General features: G+C 69.8%; 12 protein-coding genes. 4 read left to right on the top strand and 8 right to left on the bottom strand.

What is annotated here, in order from left to right:
- Positions 1–51: 51 nt before the first annotated feature.
- Positions 52–1779, bottom strand: a complete 1728-nt coding sequence (gene araD / locus TBR22_RS25755; RefSeq protein ID WP_239490714.1) for an L-arabinonate dehydratase — start codon at positions 1777–1779, stop codon at positions 52–54.
- Between the two features lie 46 nt (positions 1780–1825).
- Between araD and TBR22_RS25750 the strand changes: the two genes are divergently transcribed.
- The gene (locus tag TBR22_RS25750) at positions 1826–3493 is read left to right on the top strand and encodes a GntP family permease (protein ID WP_239490713.1); all 1668 of its coding nucleotides are present in this window, start codon (positions 1826–1828) and stop codon (positions 3491–3493) included.
- 134 nt (positions 3494–3627) lie between these two features.
- The gene (locus TBR22_RS25745) at positions 3628–6240 is read left to right on the top strand and encodes a zinc-dependent metalloprotease (protein WP_239490712.1); all 2613 of its coding nucleotides are present in this window, start codon (positions 3628–3630) and stop codon (positions 6238–6240) included.
- Between the two features lie 134 nt (positions 6241–6374).
- On the opposite strand, the gene TBR22_RS25740 is transcribed toward TBR22_RS25745, so the two are convergent.
- Entirely contained in the window at positions 6375–11210 is a 4836-nt protein-coding gene (locus tag TBR22_RS25740; protein ID WP_239490711.1) for a DUF3320 domain-containing protein, read from the bottom strand.
- Between the two features lie 153 nt (positions 11211–11363).
- Between TBR22_RS25740 and TBR22_RS25735 the strand changes: the two genes are divergently transcribed.
- Together TBR22_RS25735 and TBR22_RS25730 are read left to right on the top strand one after the other, a co-directional pair.
- Positions 11364–12350, top strand: a complete 987-nt coding sequence (locus TBR22_RS25735) for a hypothetical protein (RefSeq protein ID WP_239490710.1) — start codon at positions 11364–11366, stop codon at positions 12348–12350.
- 41 nt (positions 12351–12391) lie between these two features.
- Entirely contained in the window at positions 12392–13258 is an 867-nt protein-coding gene (locus TBR22_RS25730) for an enkurin domain-containing protein (protein ID WP_239490709.1), read from the top strand.
- 393 nt (positions 13259–13651) lie between these two features.
- On the opposite strand, the gene TBR22_RS25725 is transcribed toward TBR22_RS25730, so the two are convergent.
- The 6 genes from TBR22_RS25725 to sufB all read right to left on the bottom strand — a co-directional run bounded on the left by TBR22_RS25725 (position 13652) and on the right by sufB (position 19923).
- Positions 13652–14143, bottom strand: coding sequence for a DUF59 domain-containing protein (locus TBR22_RS25725; RefSeq protein WP_239490708.1), 492 nt, complete (start codon positions 14141–14143; stop codon positions 13652–13654).
- A 135-nt stretch (positions 14144–14278) separates the two neighbouring features.
- Complete coding sequence (gene sufU, locus TBR22_RS25720; protein WP_239490707.1) at positions 14279–14725, bottom strand: Fe-S cluster assembly sulfur transfer protein SufU; 447 nt, start codon at positions 14723–14725, stop codon at positions 14279–14281.
- Between the two features lie 233 nt (positions 14726–14958).
- On the bottom strand, positions 14959–16176 hold the full coding sequence (locus tag TBR22_RS25715) for a cysteine desulfurase (protein ID WP_239493525.1): 1218 nt from the start codon (positions 16174–16176) through the stop codon (positions 14959–14961).
- An 88-nt stretch (positions 16177–16264) separates the two neighbouring features.
- Positions 16265–17566 carry a Fe-S cluster assembly protein SufD gene (gene sufD, locus TBR22_RS25710; RefSeq protein WP_239490706.1) on the bottom strand — a complete coding sequence of 434 codons (1302 nt, stop codon included), beginning with the start codon at positions 17564–17566 and terminating at the stop codon, positions 16265–16267.
- Between the two features lie 14 nt (positions 17567–17580).
- The gene (sufC, locus tag TBR22_RS25705) at positions 17581–18336 is read right to left on the bottom strand and encodes a Fe-S cluster assembly ATPase SufC (protein ID WP_239490705.1); all 756 of its coding nucleotides are present in this window, start codon (positions 18334–18336) and stop codon (positions 17581–17583) included.
- Positions 18337–18480: 144 nt separating this feature from the next.
- Complete coding sequence (gene sufB, locus TBR22_RS25700) at positions 18481–19923, bottom strand: Fe-S cluster assembly protein SufB (RefSeq protein WP_239490704.1); 1443 nt, start codon at positions 19921–19923, stop codon at positions 18481–18483.
- Positions 19924–20225: the final 302 nt, after the last annotated feature.

The raw sequence follows: 20225 nt of genomic DNA, 5'->3' as shown, positions 1-20225 counted from the left end.
CTTTGGTGGTGATGCAATTCTGAAATTCTCCAATCCTGAAATTGCCAGAACTCAGTAGATGTCCGGCTCCGGCGTCGGCGCCGTGCCCTCGAGGAACGTGAAGTCGCAGCCGTCGGGCGCCTGCGAGGTCTGATCCAGGAACAGGCGGCTGTAGCCGCGCTCGTAGCGGCGTGGCGGCGGCGTCCAGGCGGCGCGGCGCGCGGCCAGTTCCTCGTCGCTCACGTGCAGGTGGATGCGGCGCGCCTCGACGTCGATCTCGATCAGGTCGCCATCGCGCACCATCGCGAGCGGACCGCCGATCGCCGACTCCGGCGCCACGTGCAGCACGCACGTGCCGTAGCTGGTGCCCGACATGCGCGCGTCGGAGATGCGCACCATGTCGCGCACGCCCTGCTGCAGCAGCTTCTTCGGAATCGGCAGCATGCCCCATTCCGGCATGCCGGGCGCGCCGACCGGGCCCGCCTGCTGCAACACGATCACGTGATCCGGCGTGACCTCGAGGTCGTCGGCATCGATCCGCACCTTCATCTCGCCGTACGACGCGAACACGATCGCCGGCCCGGTGTGCTTCAGCAGCCGAGGCTCGGCGGCCGTCGGCTTGATCACGCAGCCGTCGGGCGCGAGGTTGCCGCGCAAAACGAACGTGCCGCCGGCGCGGGCGAGCGGCCTGTCGATCGGCCGGATCACCTCGTCCGACAGCACCTCCGCCCCCGCGATCGCTTCGCCCAGCGTGCGGCCCGACACCGTCCTGCAGTCGAGCGTCAGGTGGTCGCGCAGGCGCGTGAGCAGGGCCGGCACGCCGCCGGCGTCGTGGAAGTCCTCCATCAGGAACTCACCGGCCGGCCGCAGGTTGCAGATCACCGGCACCTCGCGCGAGATGCGGTCGAAGTCCTCGATGGTGAGCGGCACCCCGGCGCGGCGCGCCATCGCGATCAGGTGGATGATCGCGTTGGTCGACCCGCAGATCGCCATGTCGGTCACCACGCCGTTGCGGAACGCGTCGGCCGTCAGGATGTGCGAGGGGCGCAGGTCCTCCCACACCAGATCGACGGCGCGCTTGCCGGCCGCCATCGCCATGCGGGCGTGCGCCGAGTGCACCGCCGGAATCGACGCCGCGCCGGTGAGCGTCATCCCCATCGCCTCGACGATCGACGCCATCGTCGACGCCGTGCCCATCGTCATGCACGTGCCGGGCGAGCGGGAGATGCCTTCCTCGATCTGGCGCATCGCGCACTCATCGAGGTTGCCCGCCTTGCGCTCGGCCCAGTACTTCCACACGTCGGTGCCGCTGCCGAGCCGCTCGGTGCGGAACCGCCCGGCCAGCATCGGCCCGGCGGGCACGAAGATCGCCGGCAGGTTCATCGAGATCGCGCCCATCAGCAGGCCCGGCACGGTCTTGTCGCAGCCGCCCATGAGCACGACGCCGTCGATCGGGTGCGAGCGCAGGATCTCCTCGACCTCGAGCGACAGGAGGTTGCGGTAGAACATCGCCGTCGGCTTGACGAACATCTCCGACAGCGACAGCACCGGCATCTCCACCGGGAAGCCGCCCGCCTGCCACACGCCCTGCTTGACGTCCTCGGCGCGCTCGCGGAAGTGCCCGTGGCACTGCTGCAGGTCGCTCCACGTGTTGAGGATGGCGATGACCGGGCGCCCCTCGGCGTCGCCCGCGGAGAACCCCAGCTGTCGCAGTCGGCTGCGATGGCCGAAGCTGCGGAGGTCGTCGGGCGCGAACCAGCGTTGGGATCGGAGGCGGGAGGGATCTCTGACGTCCGGCATGGGTTGACTGGAAAATTGCGTGCCGGAAGTCTACGCTAGGCGCCTCTTGAGTCCATTGCTGATCCTGGCGGTCGCCCTCGGGATCGTGATCACGGGCGTGCTGGCCTTCCGCCTCCACGCCTTCCTCACGCTCATCGTCGCGGCGCTGGCCGTCGCGGCGATCACGCCCGGGCCGGCGATCGAGCGGTACGAGTTGTCGAAGGATGCCGTCCGCATCGACCGCCTCTCGACCGGCGACCACCACGCGCTCGCGCTCGCCCGGCCGGGACAGCTGAGACAGGGCGTCGAGTACGGCCTGTACCGGCTGGAGCCGGGGGCGCCGCCTCGACGAGTCGGGAAGGCGACCGTCTTCCAGCCCGGGGCACCCGGACAGGAGACAGCCCTGGACACGACGCCCGACGATCTGTCGGCGCCGATCCCGGGCCTGTGGGTCGCCACGGAGGCGACGGCGAAGGCCGCGGCGCGGGTTGCCGGCGACACCATCGGCGAACGGGTCGCCGCCGGCTTCGGCCGCACCGCGCTCGACATCGGCATCCTCATCGCGATGGCGTCGATCCTCGGCGGCTGCCTGATGGCCGCCCATGGCGCCGAGCGGATCGTGGTGTCGCTCCGCAACGCCCTCGGGCCCTCGCGCACGCCCTTCGCCTTCCTGGGCAGCGGGCTGCTGCTCGGCATCCCGATGTTCGCCGAGGCCGTGTTCTACCTGCTCCTGCCGCTGGCCAAGGCGATGTGGCGCGACACGCGCCGGAACTACCTGCTGTTCGTCATGACGATCGTTGCCGGCGCGACGATGACGCACTCGCTGGTGCCGCCGACGCCGGGTCCGCTGTTCGTGGCGCAGGCGATGGGCATCGACATCGCGCTGATGATGCAGCAGGGCCTGATCGTGTCGACGATTGCGGCGGTGGCCGGCTACGGCTATGCGCGCTACGCCGACCAGCGCTGGCCGCTCGAGGTGCGAAGCGGCCCGGGCGGCGCCGTCGAGACCCCCGAGGCCTCGGCGATGCTCGCGGGCACGCGCCGTCTCCCGCCGCTGGTGCTCTCGCTGCTACCAATCCTTCTTCCGGTGATCCTCATCAGCGCGGATTCGGCGCTCGAGGCGGGCAGCCGCGGCCTGCCCGAGTGGCTGGTGCAGGTCGTCCGGGTGCTCGGCGACAAGAACCTCGCGCTGACGCTGTCGGCGGCCGCGGCCATCATGCTGCTCGTGGTCTATGCCCCGGCACCCGAGGGGCGCGCCGAGCTGGTGCGCAAGACCGTGAAGGACGGCGTGATCGAGGCGGGCGAGATCATCCTCGTGATTGCCGCGGGCGGCGCGCTCGGCACGGTGCTGCGGCAGGCTGGCATGGCCGAGCTGGCGGCGGCGACGGTGCCATCGCAGAAGCTGCTGCTCATCCCGATCGCCTGGGCCGTCACGGCGCTCGTGCGCATCGCACAGGGGTCGGCGACCGTGGCCATGATCACCGCCGTGGGCATCGTCGGCCCGATTGCGCTCGCCGGCGGGCTGCCGTACCACCCGGTGTACGTGGCGGTGGCCATCGGTGCCGGTTCCAAGATCGGCATGTGGATGAACGACAGCGGCTTCTGGGTCATCGCCAGGATGAGCGGCATGACCGAGGCCGAGACGCTGCGGTCGGTGAGCGTGATGGTGTTCATCGAGGGCTGCGTGGGGCTGGTGGCCACGCTGGCGCTCGCGTGGCTGTGGCCGATGGCCTGACGCCCTCCGGGCAGGTAGGGCGCGGCCTGCCCCCTCTGAAGCGCACGCGGCGCGTCAGACGTAGAGAACAGCATCGCCGGTAGGGCCGGGTTGGGGACAACCTGCCCTGCCTTCCCTGGTTGGAGACCTTTGCAATGCGACGAGTCATCCCATGCGCCCTGGTCCTGGCGGCCCTCCTCGGCGTCGCCTCCACCGCCGCCGCCCAGCCGCCCACGCCCCCCGATCAGGACCCGGCCACCCCGCCGACTGCCGACGGCGCGGCGCCTCGCGCCCCGGGGGGGCCTGCGGCGCGTGAGGCGTCGACCGAGCCCAAGCCGTACGACCGCGTCATCACCAAGGACGCGAAGTCGGACGACGGCGTCTTCACGGTCCATCGCGTGAAGGACAAGGTCTACTACGAAATCCCCACCAGCGAATTCGGCAAGGAGTTCCTGTGGGTCACCCAGATCGCCCAGACGACGCTGGGAGTGGGCTACGGCGGCCAGTTCGCGGGTGACGAGGTGGTGCGGTGGGATCGGCGCGAGAACCGCGTGCTGCTGCGCAAGGTCTCCTACGACGTGGTCGCCGACAAGGGCCTGCCGATCTCCAAGGCGGTCGCCGCGGCCAACTTCGACCCGATCGTCATGAGCTTCAACGTGGAGGCGTTCGGCAAGGACCAGAAGTCGGTGGTCATCGACGTCACGCGGCTGTTCACCACCGAGCTTCCCGAGCTGTCGGTGCGGCCACGGCTGCGGGCCCGCGGCTTCGACCCGACCCGCGCCTTCGTGGAGAAGGCCCTCGCGTTCCCGACCAACATCGAGATCCAGGCGATTCACACCTACACGGTGCCGCCCGACGCCTCGCCCGCGTCACAGGGACCGCCGGCGCCGGCCAGCCCGTTCGCGCCGCCGCCGCTGCGTCCCGGCAGCTACAGCGTGCTCATGAACTTCAGCATGGTGAAGCTGCCGGAGCAGCCGATGCTGCCGCGACTGTACGACGAACGCGTCGGCTACTTCACCGTGCGGCAGATGGACTACGGCGTCGACGAGCACCGCGCCCCGGAGCGTCGCTACATCACGCGGTGGCGCCTCGAGAAGAAGGACCCGTCGGCGGCGGTGTCCGAGCCGGTGAAGCCGATCGTGTACTACGTGGATCCGGCCACGCCCGCCAGGCTGGTGCCCTACATCAAGAAGGGCATCGAGCAGTGGCAGCCGGCCTTCGAGGCGGCGGGCTTCCGCAACGCGATCGTGGCGAAGGACGCGCCGAAGGACGACCCGGAGTGGAGCCCGGAAGATGCGCGCTACTCGGTGGTGCGCTGGCTGCCCTCGACGATCGAGAACGCCAGCGGGCCGCACGTCAGCGACCCGCGCACCGGCGAGATCCTCGAGTCGGACATCCAGATGTACCACAACATCATGAACCTCCAGCGTGCGTGGTACTTCACGCAGGTGGGGCCGCTCGACCCGCGCGTCAAGTCGCTGCCGATGCCCGACGACCTGATGGGCGAGCTGGTGCAGTACGTCGTCGCGCACGAGGTCGGCCACACGCTCGGCTTCCAGCACAACATGAAGGCGAGCTCGTTGTACCCGATCGAGAAGCTGCGCGATCCGGCGTGGCTGAAGACGATGGGCCACACGCCTACGCTGATGGACTACTCGCGCTTCAACTACGTGGCGCAGCCCGAGGACCGCATCGACCCGAAGCTGCTCATCCCCGGCATCGGGCCCTACGACGTGTGGGCGACCAGGTGGGGCTACACGCCGATTCCCGGCGCGAAGCGTCCCGAGGACGAGAAGGCCACGCTCGACGCCTGGGCGCGCGAGCAGGACGGCAAGCCGTACCTGCGGTTCTCGACGGCGGGCAGCATGGGGAGCGATCCCGGCGAGCTCACCGAGGCGGTCGGCGACGGCAACGCGGTGGCCGCGACGACGCTCGGCCTGAAGAACCTGGAGCGTGTCGCCGGCATGCTGCTGCCGGCCACGACGCAGCCCGGCGAGAACTGGCGGGACCTGACCGAGCTGTACGGCCGCACGGTGGGGCAGTGGGCCACCGAGCTCAATCACGTGGTGTCGGTGGTCGGCGGGCTCGACTCGCAGCAGAAGCACGGCGGCCAGCAGGGCGTCCGCTTCGCGCCGATTCCGAAGGCCCGGCAGGCCGAGGCGGTGGCGTTCCTCAACCAGCGCGCTTTCGCGACGCCAGCGTTCCTGCTCAACGCCGAGATCCTGCGCCGCGTCGAGCCCACGGGATCGCTCGATCGCGTCAAGGCCGCACAGGGCCGCATCCTGTCGAACCTGCTGAGCCCGGCGCGCCTCGCGCGCATGGTGGAACTCTCGGCGATCGACGGCGCCGCGGCGTACCAGCCGGCGACGTTCCTCGGCGACGTGCGCCGCGGGCTGTGGTCGGAGCTCTCGCTCGGCACGGTCGCGATCGACCCCTACCGCCGCAACCTGCAGCGCGCCTACATCGAGCTGGCGGCGGCCCGCATCACGCCCTCGGCGGACGAGGCGCGGGCGCTCTATCGCGGTGAGCTCAAGGCACTCGACGGCGAGATCCGCGCCGCGCTCCCGCGCGCGACCGATGCCGCCACGCGACGGCACCTCGAGGATGCCCGCGTCGCCATCGCAGGAGCGCTCGACCCCGAACGCCTCGCGCCCGACGCGCCGGCGTCACGCACGGCATCGGGTCCGACGCGCGGCCTCGCGTCGTGGGAGCTCGAACTGCCCGCCATCGACAACGGGTGGAGCTGCGAACGGTTCGATCGGCAGTAGCCCACAGGTAGGGCGCGGTCTCCGACCGCGCCGTTGCACGCCGTCGTCGGCGTCACTCCCGTCGTGGCCCTCGACATTCGGCATTCCCGGCATCGCGGCATTTGCGGTAAGGAGGGCCGGTGTATCGGCCCTCCTTACCGCAGCCGGTAGCCCTCGCTGCCCTCGCCGACGGTCGCGGTGCTCACCAGGCGATCCATGGCAGACTCGAGGGCCGCGGCGATGGTCGGGCCGGTGCGCTCGAAGCCGAGCCGACGACGCGCCTCGGCCAGCAGCGCCTCGCGTCTGAGGACGCGCCCGTTGGCCAGCGAGGCGCGCACCGCGGCCTCGTACTCCTCGGGCGCGATGCGATCGGCGGCGATGCCGCTGCCCGATCGATCACGGGGCCGGCACGTCGAGCCAGGCGCCCACAGGAACTCGCCACGGCGCTCGACCGCGCCCTTCGACGCGGCGCGAGCGCAGGCGGCCAGCACGTGCGCCCGGATCCGCGTCCCGGCACGCTGCTCCCAGTAGCCCGCGACGCGTGCCACCACGTCGTCCTCGTGCACCGGCGACTCGATCCTCACCACGTGCGTCACGATCGCCGACAGTGCCTCGAGGTCGCAATCGAGCGCGGCGTCTCCCGGCAACCGCGCCGGCTTGCCAGCCTTCTCGTAGGGCAGCGGCAGATCAGGATCGACCGCACGGGGCGCGTCAGGGGCGACCAACGGGCGTGCCGGAGCAGGCTCGGGCGCGCCTGCCGCAGCAGCAGCCGCGGCCACCGGGGGAGGCGCCGTCTCCTGCACGGACGGCACGACGGCGGTGACCGGCGGGGCGGCGGCGCGCCGCGCCCGCGCGCCCGCGATCGCCTGCTCGAGGCGTTCCATCTGGCCGGCGCGATCCTTGAACCAGTCGGTGCTCCACAGCCGCAGGATCGTCCACCCTCGCGCCTCGAGCACCTGCTGGCGCAGGCGGTCGCGATCGCGCGCCGTCTCCGACGCGTGGTAGGCCACGCCGTCGCACTCGATGCCCAGCAGGTACCGCCCGGGCGCGTCGGGATCGCGCACGCCGATGTCGATGCGGTAGCCGGCGACTCCGACCTGCGATTCCACCAGGTGGCCGCGCCGGGCGAGATCGCGCACGACCTCGCGTTCGAACGGCGACTCGGCCCGGCCCATCGCCCGCAGCGCCGGCTGATCGAGCCGCCCCGATTCGGCGTACTCGAGGAACGCCTTCAGCAGTGGCCCGCCGCGTGACTGCCCGTCCTGGATGTCGCTGCCACGCATCGACGCGAAGACGCGCATCGCGCGACGCGCCCGGGTGGTGATCACGTTCAGGCGTCGCCAGCCGTTCTCGCCGTTCAACGGCCCGAAGTTCTGGCGCAGGCGGCCGTCGCGCCCCCTGGCATACGTGACGCTGAGGAACACCACGTCGCGCTCGTCGCCCTGGATGTTCTCGAGGTTCTTGACGAAGAACGGTTCCGGACGGCTCCGGTCGAAGAACGGCTCGATCGCCGGCTCCTCGCGCCGCCATTCCTCGAGCACGTCGAGGATCGCGAGCTGCTGGCGCAGGTTGAAGGTGCCGACCCCGAGGGACAGGGCCCGCCCGCCCGAGCGCTCGACCTCGAGCTGCTCGCGCGCGAACGCCACGACGGCCGCGGCGACCCGTCGAGCCTCGGCCAGGTTCAGGCCCTTGCCCTCGTACATGCCGTCGGCGACGTGCTCGAAGGTGAGCCCGAGTCGATCGGAGAGCGGCTCGACGCTCGGGAACGTCAGCAGGTCGCCGTCGTAGAAGCTCACGTTGGAGAACGAGATGAGCGACTCGTGCGCGCTGCGGTAGTGCCACTTCAGGCGGCTCATCGGCACGCCACAGCCCATGAATGCCTCGAGCACGCTCTCGGCGTCGGGAACCTCCGCGCCGTCCTCGCCCTCGACCGTCGGCTGGACCTCGTGCGGCGCCGCGAAGAAGTCGGTAGGTGGCAACTGCTTCGGGTCGCCGACCACCACCAGCTGCGACCCGCGCACGATCGCGCCGACCGCATCCTCAGGCGGCAGCTGGGACGCCTCGTCGAAGATCACGATGTCGAAGCTCGGCGCGTTGCCGCGCGTGAACTGCGCGACCGACAGCGGGCTCATGAGGAACACCGGCTTGATGGCGCGCACCGCCGCGTCGGCCTGCTGCAGGGTCTCGCGCAGCGGTCGATGGTTTCGCTGCTTGGCCATCTCGCGCCGCAGCACCGGCATGGCGGCCTCGACCGCGTCCTCCCGCAGCCGTGCCTGCACGCGGGCCCGCAGCGAGGCGACCAGCCGCGCGCGGTTGTCGGCGAGCACGCGACGGTCCAGGTCCTGGAACTCCTGCACGCGCTGCTCGTGCGCGAGCGCCTGGAAGCGGGCCAGCGGCGGCCGCGCGGCGACGGCCCTGGCCAACCACGCGAACCAGAACGCGCGCTCGGCTGCCTGCGGCAGGCAGGCCCATGTCAGTCGGCCCGTCGCGGCGGCGTCGATCAACGAACCGGCGACGGTCTCTCGCACCTCCTGCTGCGCGGCGACGAACGCTCCCCAGCGCGCCGCGCGTGGCGCCGCGGTCACCAGGTCCGCGACGCGCGCGTGGAGCTGTTCGAGGGGCAGGCCCGAGAGAGCGGGCGCGTCGGCCCGCCACTGCAGCAGGGCCGCCAGCCGCTGCACGGCCTCCTCGAGGGCCGTGGCGAGCCGCACCAGGCGGTCTGCGGCCTCGAGCGGCACGTGCCCATCGGCCACGAGTGCCAGCGTCGAGGCCGGCAGGTGCTCGCGGACCTGCATGTGCCGGAACCGCACGAGCCATCCGTAGTAGGCCGTCAGCCGCGCGGGATCGGATGCCGCCCCTTGCCATGCCTTGCCGAACATGGCCACGGCGCGCTCTCGACGCAGTTCCAGCGATGCACGCGCCTGCCGCAGCGCGACGACCGTCCGTAGGTCATGCGCCTGGTCCACGAACGACGGGGCATAGCCCGGGAGGCGCATCGCGCTCCACCGTGCCCGGATCGCGCGATGGCGGCTGTCGAGCCACCAGAACAGCGAGCCCACGATGCCCGAGCGGTCGTTGATGTAGGCGATGTCGTCCTCGTGGTCGACCTGCAGTGCCTCGGGGACGAACTTCGCGCCTGCCTCGGCTTCGAGCCGTCGGACCTCGGTCACCGCCGCGATGAGTTCCACGACGTCATCGGGATTGAAGTGCAAGGCCGTGCCGTCGACGACGCCCAGTGGCGCGCCCGGCGACTGGCGCAGGATCTCGATCACCTCGCGCAACCGACCGATGTCCGACAGGCGCTCGAGCCGTGGCAGTCCCAGCGTGTCGTGCACCTCGCTGGTGGCATGCCGCACCTCGGGGATGCGACCGGTCACGTCGTTTGCGGCCTCGATCACGGCGTCGAGCTGATCCTGCGGGTAGAACGTGCGGCTGGTGTCGCGCCACGGGTGGGTCCCGATGTCGCCCGCGGCCTCGGCGGCGGCCGCCAGGCCGCGCAGCTTCGCCACCGCGTTCTCATGCTGCGCGCGCGTCACCGCCTCCGCGTCCCCGGGCCAGTCGACGCGCGGCGCCTCGATCACGGCGGCGAGGGCGCCGTACGCCTCGAAGGGCGACATCGCGATCGCGCCGAACGGATCGTGGAGGGCCGCCACGTACGCCCCGAGCGCCTCGCGCACCTCGGGCAACCGCGCTGCCGCGTCGCCGCCCGGCTCGGGCGCCTGCAGCGACGCGTCGAGGGCCGCGGCGATGCTGCGTACCACCTCGCGTTTGCTGGACCGCGTGGAGTGCAGCTCGAGGCAGAACTCGCCCAGTCCGGCCTTCTGCAGGCGCTGGTGCACCACGTCGAGCGCCGCCATCTTCTCGGCCACGAACAGCACGCGCTTGCCGGCGTGCAGCGCCTGCGCCACGAGGTTGGTGATCGTCTGCGACTTGCCCGTGCCCGGCGGTCCTTCGACGACGAGGTCGTAGCCGCGCTCCGACGCGGCCAGCGCCCGCAACTGGCTGCCATCGGCATCCACCACGTGGGCGGCGCGTTCGGGCGGATGCGCCTCGTCGAGCCTGGCCTCCCGCACATCGTCTGGCAGCCCCAGGCCGCCGCCCTTCACCACGCCCCGCCGCGTCACCAACTGGTGGATCAGGCGATGGCTGGTGACCGCGGCGGCGTTGGCCTCGAGGTCCTTGTACATGACCAGCTTCTGGAACGAGAACAGCCCCAGGTACACGTCGCTGGTCACCTTCCACGGCGGCGTCGCCCTGGCCTCTGGCACCGTGGCCAGTCGCTCCTGCAGCGCCGTGAACACGTCCTGCAGCGTGCCGCCCTCGGCCGTCGGCAGGTCCGGCATCACCAGGCCGAACTGGCGACGGAGCAACTCGGCGAGCGCCGGATTCACCATCGGCTCGTCGTCGCCGACCGTCAGCGTGAACGGCGCGCGGGCCGACGAGCGTCGCAGCGTGACGGGCAGCAGCACGATGGGCGCGCGGAACACCTCGTCGGATGTCTCGGCCTCGGTGTAGTGGAGGAGGCCGAGGGCCAGGAAGAGCGTGTTGACGCCACGCTCCTCGAGCGACAGGCGCGCCTGCTCCTCGATGCGACGCAGCGCGCGGTCGAGCGCCTCGGGCTCGAGGGTCGTCTGGAGCACGAGGTCGGTGTGCGCGGGCGGCAGCGTCGAGGGCGCATAGGGCTCGAACGCTCCCGCGTCCGGCACCGCCAGCTCCTCCTCGAACGGATCAGCCGAATCGTCCTCAGGCGGCGCCGGCGGCCGATCCGCGCTCCCCGGTTCCCGCCCCCCGATCCCGAACGTGAGCGCCTGTTCCTCGTCGTAGAGCAGCCGGAACACCTCGGCGGGCGGCTCGTCGACGATGGCGATCGTCGAAACCTTGAGGGGCCGGAAGTTGAGGGCGCGATTGCGGCGGGTGAGGTCGAGCAGCTGCCGCTTCCACGTGTCGAGCGAGGCGCCGACGATCGCGGGTACTGACGGGGGAGTCGACACGGGGGGATTTTAGGGGAACGCCGCGGTGCCGCGATGCCCAATGCCGCCGGCGCCCCGTGCCCCGCCCGTGCCCGGTGCCCGGTGCCCGGCTCCTGTTCGCCCTGCCTTCTGGGGCCGTTGTGCTAGGTTGAGCCGTTTCCCCGGGAGCCAGCCGTGCGCCAGATCGCCCTCCGCCTGTCCGTGTCCGTCTCGCCCGTCGTGGCCCTCGCCGCGACCCTGCTGGCTGCGCCGCACGCGGCCGCGCAGCCGGCGGGACCTGCTGCGGCGCTGAAGAAGGCGCTCGAGGGCCGGGAGGTGACGGTCCTCATCGACATGCCGGCGACCAGTGCCGGCATCGACCTGCACCTGCAGCAGGAGCCCGAGATGAACTTCGCCGAGCACGGGCGGCGGATGAAGGACGCCGGGATCGCGATCCGCAAGGAAGACCGGGTGATGATCACCCTGGTCAAGGTCAACAAGAAGAACATCGAGGTGCAGCTCGCCGGCGGCGGGTACGGCACCTGGGGCGACGAGTCCGGATACGTGGCACCGGCCTACGTCGGCAAGTCGCGGCGCGAGCAGGACCTCGAAAAGGAGCGGAAGGACGCCTCACCCGAGCGGCGGCGGTCGATCGACCGTGAGCTCAACTACCTTCGGGACGAGCGGTACCGCGAGGAGCGCGCCGCGCAGCGGGAAGCCGAGGCGCTGACGGCAATCAAGAAGCGCGAGGTGGCCGAGAAGCGCCTCAGCGCCGGGTCGCGCTTCAACATCTGGTACCCGGACAAGCGGCTCGAGCAGTGGGTGCCGACGGCCGAGGAGCTGATGCTCTCGTTGTCGGCCTATCTCGACTTCGGTGATGGGCGCAACGGGGACGGCGTCCCCGGCGTGATGCGCGGCACGCCGGGCAACCGGCTCGTGGACAACGGTCAGACGCAGCTGGGACCGGCGCGCCTCCGATCGGTCGAGATGCGGGCGACGTCGCTGCGGCGGGGGATGAGCACCGACGAGGTGCACGACCTGCTGGGCACGCCGACCAGGCGCCGGTCGTCGAAGCAGGGCGACCTGGACGCCGTGGTCGAGACCTGGGAGACCCCCGAGAGCGTCACCGAGGTGACCTTCGTGGGCGGCGTCGTCGTGAAGTTCACCTCGTCCAGCAAGTGACGGCAGTCGGCAGTCGGCGGTCGGGTGCAGGGTGGTCCCCCATGCGGGTCACTGACGTCCTGATTGGTGTCGGGTGCGTCGTGCTGGTGTGGTGCCAGACGGCGACGGTGCGGGCGCAGCCTGCCGAAGGCGTCGCCGCGCTGAAGGCGGCGCTCGAGGGGCGGCAGGTGACGATGTCGATCGACATGCCCGCATCGCACGGCGGCATCGACGTCTACCCGCAACGCGAGCCCGACATCGACGCCGAGGCCTACGGTCTCCGCCTCAAGGAGTTCGGCACCGCCCTCCCCAGGGGCACGCGCGCGCCGATCACCCTCATCAAGGTCAACACGAAGAACATCGAGATCCACCTCGCGGGTGGCGGCTACGGCACGCGGAACGATCCCGTCGTGGTGCCCCGGGTCGCCTACATCCCGAAGAGCGCGCGCGAGCTCGACCTCGAGAAGGAGCGCGATCGCACGCGCGATCCGGCGCGCAAGAAGGAGATCGAACGCCAGCTGCTGTCGCTGTCGATGGATCGATCGCGCGACACGATGGCCGAGAACCGCCGGATCGAGCTCGAGGAGGCGATCAAGAAGGCCGAGATCGCCAGGAAGCGCCTCGAGCGGGGCTCACGGATCAACGTGTGGTATCCCGACAAGCGGCTCGAGCAGTGGGTGCCGTCGCCGGCCGACCTGATGCAGGTGCTTGCGCGCTACGTCGACTTCTCGGACCCGCGGCTTGCGTCGCTGCGCAAGGGCATGACGACGGCCGACGTGTATGCGGTGCTGGGTTTTCCGTCGCGTCGGCGCCCGGGGACGCAGGGCGACTACGCCACGAGCATCGACACCTGGGAGACGCGGCGCGAGGTGATCGAGGTGACGTTCGTCGACGGGCTCGCCGTCGACATCACCAGCACGCAGAAGTAGCGGCCCAGAACTCGCGAGGCGGCGTGCGGCCGGCTCGCGTGAGCGTTGTCGCCCGAGTTCACGCCAGCGGTTGTGGATGCGACGAGAACTCGCGAGGCGGCCTGCGGCCGGCTCGCGCGAGCGTTGTCGCCCGAGTTCACGCCAGCGGTTGTGGATGCGACGAGAACTCGCGAGGCGGCCTGCGGCCGGCTCGCGCGAGCGCGGTCGCCCGAGTTCACGCCAGCGGTTGTGGATGCGACGAGAACTCGCGAGGCGGCGTGCGGCCGGCTCGCGTGAGCGCGGTCGCCCGAGTTCACGCCAGCGGTTGTGGATGCGACGAGAACTCGCGAGGCGGCCTGCGGCCGGCTCGCGTGAGCGTTGTCGGCCGAGCTCGCGGCAGCGAGCGGAGGCCGACTAGAACATCCCCAGCGCGATCTTCGCGTCCTCGCTCATGAGGTCCTTCGTCCAGGCGGGCTCCCACACGACCTCCACGAAGGCGTCGCTCACGCCCTCGAGCGCCTTGACCTTGTAGCGGACCTCGCTCGGCAGCTGCTGCGCCGACGGGCAGGCGGGGGAGGTGAGCGTCATCTCCACCTTCACCTTGCTGTCGGCGTCGGCCTCGATCTTGTAGATGAGCCCGAGCTCGTAGATGTTGACCGGGATCTCAGGGTCGTACACGGTGCTGATCGCCTCGACGACCCTGGGCATCAGCTCCGCCGTGCGCGCCTCGTCCTTCGGGCCGATCTGCGCACTGGCCGCCGGCGCGGGTGGCGGCTCGAGCAGCGCCCCGACGTTCAGTCCCGACTGCTCCTGCGGGCGCGGCACGTCAGGCGCCTCGACGGGGGCGGCGAGCGGGTTCTCGGCGACGGGTTCGGGCTCGGACTTGGACTTCAGGAACGAAAACATGTGCTGCTCCTCGCAATTTGAAATCTAGAATTCGAAATTCTCGGCGGCTCGGGCTTCGCCCTTCGCTCGCGCCAGGCACCACGCAGGGCGACCGGCCGAGAGGCCGTCGCCCACTGGAATTTCAAATCTCAAATTTCAAATTGCCTCCGTCGTCACCGTGGTGCTGGCGCCCTCGATCGCGGCGACCAGCGCGTGCCAGGCGAGCATCGCGCACTTGACGCGTGACGGGTACTCCGACACGCCCGAAAGCACCACGAGCTTGCCCACCTTCTCGTCGTCGGCCTCGGCCTTGCCCGTGACCATCTCCTGGAAGGTGGTGAACATGCCCTGGACCTCGGCGAGCGTCCTGCCGGTGACGGCCTCGGTCATCATCGAGGCAGACGCCTTGCTGATCGCGCAGCCGTTGCCGGTGAAGCGAGCCTCGGCGACGCGGTCGCCGTCCATGCGGACGTAGACGCTCACGCGGTCGCCGCACATCGGGTTGTGCCCGGCCGCCTGCGACCCGCCCTCGAGGACCCCGAAGTTGCGGGGCCGCTTGTTGTGGTCGAGGATGACTTCCTGGTACAGGTCGCGGAGTTCCATCTTGGGCCTACGGCTTCAGTCTTCCGGGAAGATCACTGACCGTCGACCTGAACGCGCCGCGCGCCGGAGGCGCACATCGGCGCGTCTTCAAGGTCGACGGCTACGAAACGCATCACTGACCGTCGACCTGAAGGCCGACGGCTACGAACGCATCACTGACCGTCGGCCAAGGCCGACGGCTACGAACGCATCACGCCGACGGCTACGAACTGACTGCCGACTGCCGACTGCCGTCACGAAAAGAATGCTTGCACCTTCTTGACGCTCGCGACGAGGGCGTCCACGTCGGCGTGCGTATTGTAGAGACCGAACGAGGCGCGCACCGTCGACGTGATGCCGTAGAAGTCCATGACCGGCTGCGCACAGTGCTGGCCGGTCCGCACCGCCACGCCGTCCTGGTCGAGGAACGTGCCGACGTCGTGCGGGTGCACGTCGCCCACCAGGAACGACACGACGCCGGCGCGCTCAGGGGCCTGGCCGACGATGCGGATGCCGTCGATCGCCGACAGCGCCTCGGTCGCGTGCGTGAGCAGGTCGTGCTCGTGCGCCGCCACCTCGCGCAGGTCGAAGCGCGAGAGGAAGTCGACGGCCGTGCCGAAGCCGACGACGCCCGCGATGTTCGGCGTGCCTGCCTCGAACTTGTACGGGATCTCGTTGTACTCGGTGTGCTCGAAGGTCACCGACGCGATCATGTCGCCGCCGCCCATCCACGGCGGCATCGACTCGAGCAGCGCGCGACGGCCGTACAGCGCGCCGATGCCCGTCGGCCCGTACATCTTGTGCGCCGAGCACGCGTAGAAGTCGCAATCGAGCTCCCGCACGTCCACCGGCATGTGCGGCGCGGCCTGCGCGCCGTCGAGCAGCACCGGCACGCCCTGCGCCTTCGCGAGGCGAATGACCTCGCGCACCGGGTTCACGGTCCCGAGCGCGTTGCTGACGTGGATCACCGACACCAGCCGCGTCTTCGGCCCGAGCAGCCGTTCGAAGGCGGCCATGTCGAGCACGCCATGCTCGTCCATCGGCACCACGCGCAGCACGGCGCCGGTCTGCTGCGCCACGATCTGCCACGGCACGATGTTGGAGTGGTGCTCCATGCGCGTGACGAGGATCTCGTCGCCGGGCTGCAGCCGCGGCCGCGCGTAGGCGTGCGCCACGAGGTTGATCGCCTCGGTGCAGCCGCGCGTGAAGACGATCTCCTCGGTCTCGCGGGCGTTGAAGAAGCGGGCGATCCGTTGGCGCGCGCCCTCGTACGCCTTCGTCGCGCGCTCGCTCAGCAGGTGGGTCGCGCGGTGGATGTTGGCGTTGTCGGCCCGGTAGTAGTGGTCGAGCGCCTCGATCACCGACAGCGGCTTCTGCGTCGTGTTGGCGTTGTCGAGGTAGACGAGGGGCTTGCCGTGGACCTGCTGGTCCAGGATGGGGAACTCGCGGCGGACGGCGTCTGCGTCGAACATGTGTTTTCGCGCGTCGACCTGAAGGTCGACGCCTACGAATCCCGAGGTGTAGGCGCCGACCTTCAGGTCGGCGCTCACGGCCCTGACCCTATTCCCGGATCGGCAACCGCGCGAGCAGCACCTGCTCGAGCGCCCGGCGCACGCCGTCGATCCGGATGCGCTCGACGATGTCCTCGGCGAACGCGTGGATCAGCAGGGCGCGGGCGTCGTCCTTGCCGATGCCGCGGGCGCGCAGGTAGAACAGCGATTCCTCGCTCAGCTGGCCGACCGTCGCGCCGTGCGTGCACTTGACGTCGTCGGCGAAGATCTCGAGCTGCGGCTTGGTGTCGATCGTCGCGTCGTCGGAGAGCAGCAGCACCTGGTTGGTCTGCTTGGCGTCGGTCTTCTGGGCGTCCTGCCGCACGAAGATCTTGCCGTTGAACACGCCGCGGCTGCTGCCGTCGAGCACGCCCTTGTAGATCTCGTAGCTGTGGCAGTGCGGCTTGGCGTGATCGATGGCCGTGTGGTTGTCCACGAGGCGGTCACCGTCGGCCAGGTAGAGGCCGTTCACCGTGCACTCGATGCCCTCGCCGTCGAGCGTCGCGTTGATGTCGTTGCGCGTCAACTGGCCGCCGAGCGAGATGTTGTGCGTCGAGAACACCGACGCGCGCTCCAGCAGCAGGTGCGTGCTCGACACGTGGCGCGCCTCGAGGCTCTCGCGGTTGACCTTGTAGTGGTCGACGTGCGCGCCCTCGGCCGAGAGCACCTCGGTGATGGCGTTGGTCACGTAGGGGCGGTCGAGGCCGGCGAAGCTCTCTACGAGCGACAGCTGGCTGTTGGCGCCGGCGACCACCAGCGTGCGCGGATACGAGGTGCCCGCGCCGGTCGAGAAGTACAGCACGTGGATCGGCGACTCGACGACCACGTTGGCCTCGGCGACGATCACCAGGCCGTCGGTGAACCAGGCGTCGTTGAGCGCGGTGAAGCCCAGCTGCCGGAAGCGGATGGCCGCACCGAGGTGTCGCTGGAGCAGGTCGGGATCGGTGCCAAGCAGGTCGCCGATGCTGCTCACGCGCAGGCCGGCCGGCAGCGCGTGCGCCTGCGACAGCGCCGGTGCGAATCGGCCATCGACGAACACGAGCTGCGGCCCGCCGAAGTCGGGAAACAGGAAGCCGTCGATCGCCCTGGCGTCGGCTGCCGAGGTCGCCACGGGGCGGGCCGGCACGTCGGTGATGCCGGTCACCGGCGTGAAGCGCCACTCCTCGTGGCGTGTCGTCGGCAGGCCCTCGGCGCGGAACGTGGCGGCGGCGCGGGCGCGGCTGTCCTGCAGCCACGCCGGTTCGCTGGCGCGGGTCGCGGTGAACTCGTCGAAGCCGGTGAGCAGGGAATCCTGTGCAGCAGTCGGGGACATGGTCTGGTCTCGTCCTACGCGCCGACGGTGGCCCCTTCGAGCCATCCGTAGCCCTGCGCCTCGAGTTCGTGCGCGAGTTCCTTGCCGCCGCTCTTGACGATGCGGCCGGCCGAGAGCACGTGGACGAAGTCGGGCACGATGTAGTTGAGCAGGCGCTGGTAGTGCGTGACGACGATCACGGCCCGCTCGGGGCTGCGCAGCGCGTTGACGCCCTGCGCGACGACCTGCAGGGCGTCGATGTCGAGGCCGGAGTCGGTCTCGTCGAGGATGCAGAGCTTGGGCTCGAGCATCGCCATCTGGAAGATCTCGTTGCGCTTCTTCTCGCCACCCGAGAAGCCCTCGTTGACCGACCGCTGCAGGAAGCTGGGGTCCATCTTGAGGAGCTTCATCTTCTCCTTCATGTGGCGGGCGAAATCCATCGCGTCGAGCTCCGGCAGCCCGCGGTGCTGGCGGACGGCGTTGAGCGCGGCCTTGAGGAAGTAGCCGTTGTTCACGCCGGGGATCTCCACCGGGTACTGGAACGCCAGGAACACGCCCTCGCGGGCCCGCTCCTCGGGATCCATGTCGAGGAGGTCCTTGCCCTCGAACAGCACCTCGCCACCGGTGACCTCGTAGGCATCGCGGCCGGCGAGCACGCTGGCCAGCGTGCTCTTGCCCGAGCCGTTGGGGCCCATGATGGCGTGGATCTCGCCCGGCTTCACCGTGAGCGAGATGCCCTTGAGGATGTCCTTGTCTTCGACGCGCGCCTGGAGGTTCGTGATCTGCAGCATGACGTTTTCACTGGGGGCCTTCGGCGTTGGGCCTTGGGCCTTGGAATGCGGGCCTTCGGCACTGGGCCTTCGGCCTTGGTTGAGTGCCCTCGAGACATCCAAGGCCCAAGGCCCCGGCCCCAAGGCCTTCTGCGGCAGCGGACGCTAGCCGACGCTGCCTTCGAGCGAGATGCCGAGGAGCTTCTGGGCCTCGACGGCGAACTCCATCGGGAGCTCGCGGAACACTTCCTTGCAGAAGCCGTTGACGATGATGTTCACCGCGTCCTCGGTGGCCAGGCCGCGCTGGCGGCAGTAGAAGATCTGGTCCTCGCCGATCTTCGACGTCGACGCCTCGTGCTCGACCGTCGAGGTGGTGTTCTTCACCTCGATGTACGGGAACGTGTGCGCGCCGCAGCGGTCGCCGATGAGCAGCGAGTCGCACTGCGAGTAGTTGCGCGCGCCCTCGGCGCCCTTGGCGATCTTCACCAGGCCGCGGTAGGTGTTCTGGCCGTTGCCGGCCGAGATGCCCTTGGACACGATGGTGCTCTTCGTGTTCTTCCCGAGGTGCACCATCTTGGTGCCGGTGTCGGCCTGCTGCTTGTTGTTGGTGACCGCCACCGAGTAGAACTCGCCCACCGAGTTGTCGCCCTGCAGGATGCAGCTCGGGTACTTCCAGGTGATGGCCGAGCCGGTCTCCACCTGCGTCCACGTGATCTTCGCGTTGGCCATCGCCTTGCCGCGCTTGGTCACGAAGTTGTAGATGCCGCCCTTGCCGTCCTTGTCGCCCGGGTACCAGTTCTGGACCGTCGAGTACTTGATCGTCGCGCCGTCGAGCGCCACGAGCTCGACGACCGCCGCATGCAGCTGGTGCTCGTCGCGCATCGGCGCCGTGCAGCCCTCGAGGTAGCTCACGTACGCGCCCTCATCGGCGACGATCAGCGTGCGCTCGAACTGCCCGGTGCCCTTGGCGTTGATGCGGAAGTACGTCGACAGCTCCATCGGGCAGCGGACACCCTTGGGCACGTACACGAAGGAGCCGTCACTGAACACCGCCGAGTTGAGCGCCGCGTAGTAGTTGTCGGTGTGCGGCACGACCGACCCGACGTACTTGCGCACCAGCTCCGGGTGCTCGCGCACCGCCTCGGAAAACGAGCAGAAGATGATGCCGAGCTGCCCCAGCTTCTCCTTGAACGTCGTCGCCACCGAGACGCTGTCGAACACCGCGTCGACGGCCACGCCGGCCAGCGCCATCTGCTCGGCCAGCGGAATGCCCAGCTTGTCGAACGTCGCCCGCACCTCGGGGTCGACCTCGTCGAGGCTGTTGAGCTGCTTCTTCGGCTTGGGCGCCGAGTAGTAGCTGATGTCCTGGAAGTCGACCGGCGGGTACTGCACGTTCGGCCACTCCGGGTACGACATCTTCTGCCATGCCCGATAGGCCTTCAGGCGCCACTCGAGCATCCACTCGGGCTCGCTCTTGAGGCGGGAAATCTGGCGGATCACCGATTCGTCGAGCCCGGGAGGCAGCGTGTCGGCCTCGACCTGGGTCGTGAACCCGTACTTGTATTCCTGTGTCGCGAGCTGTTCGATCGTGTCGGTGGACGTACTCATCGCGGTTCCTTCTGGGTCGGCTTCGGCGAGCCCCATCCCGGAATGTGTCTGACGCCGGTCGGCGCGGGTGCGTGCCACGACCCACGGATCGGGTCGAGGGAGGGCGTCGAACCTTCTCAATATACGACTGACGCGGTCCGCGATCAAGAGGTTTCGTGGCGCAAGTCGTTTTGTTGCAACGACTTAGATCCGACAAAATGAGACCAGTCTCATTTTGGTCGCATTTCGCCAGACGTTCGCGTGCCAGTGTGTTGGGGGCAGTCCCGCTCGATGACGAGTCGGGACGGGCACCGAATCGGTAG

This window comes from Luteitalea sp. TBR-22, assembly GCF_016865485.1.
Taxonomy (GTDB): domain Bacteria; phylum Acidobacteriota; class Vicinamibacteria; order Vicinamibacterales; family Vicinamibacteraceae; genus Luteitalea.
Note: the sequence above shows the minus strand (reverse complement) of the source record. Positions and strands in the feature narration are given on the sequence as shown.

Coding starts and splice junctions, on each gene's coding strand:
- sufC (WP_239490705.1), bottom strand. CDS start 18,336: ATGCTGCAGATCACGAACCTCCAGGCGCGCGTCGAAGACAAGGACATC.
- TBR22_RS25715 (WP_239493525.1), bottom strand. CDS start 16,176: ATGTTCGACGCAGACGCCGTCCGCCGCGAGTTCCCCATCCTGGACCAG.
- sufU (WP_239490707.1), bottom strand. CDS start 14,725: ATGGAACTCCGCGACCTGTACCAGGAAGTCATCCTCGACCACAACAAG.
- sufB (WP_239490704.1), bottom strand. CDS start 19,923: ATGAGTACGTCCACCGACACGATCGAACAGCTCGCGACACAGGAATAC.
- sufD (WP_239490706.1), bottom strand. CDS start 17,566: ATGTCCCCGACTGCTGCACAGGATTCCCTGCTCACCGGCTTCGACGAG.
- TBR22_RS25730 (WP_239490709.1), top strand. CDS start 12,392: ATGCGGGTCACTGACGTCCTGATTGGTGTCGGGTGCGTCGTGCTGGTG.
- TBR22_RS25745 (WP_239490712.1), top strand. CDS start 3,628: ATGCGACGAGTCATCCCATGCGCCCTGGTCCTGGCGGCCCTCCTCGGC.
- TBR22_RS25725 (WP_239490708.1), bottom strand. CDS start 14,143: ATGTTTTCGTTCCTGAAGTCCAAGTCCGAGCCCGAACCCGTCGCCGAG.
- araD (WP_239490714.1), bottom strand. CDS start 1,779: ATGCCGGACGTCAGAGATCCCTCCCGCCTCCGATCCCAACGCTGGTTC.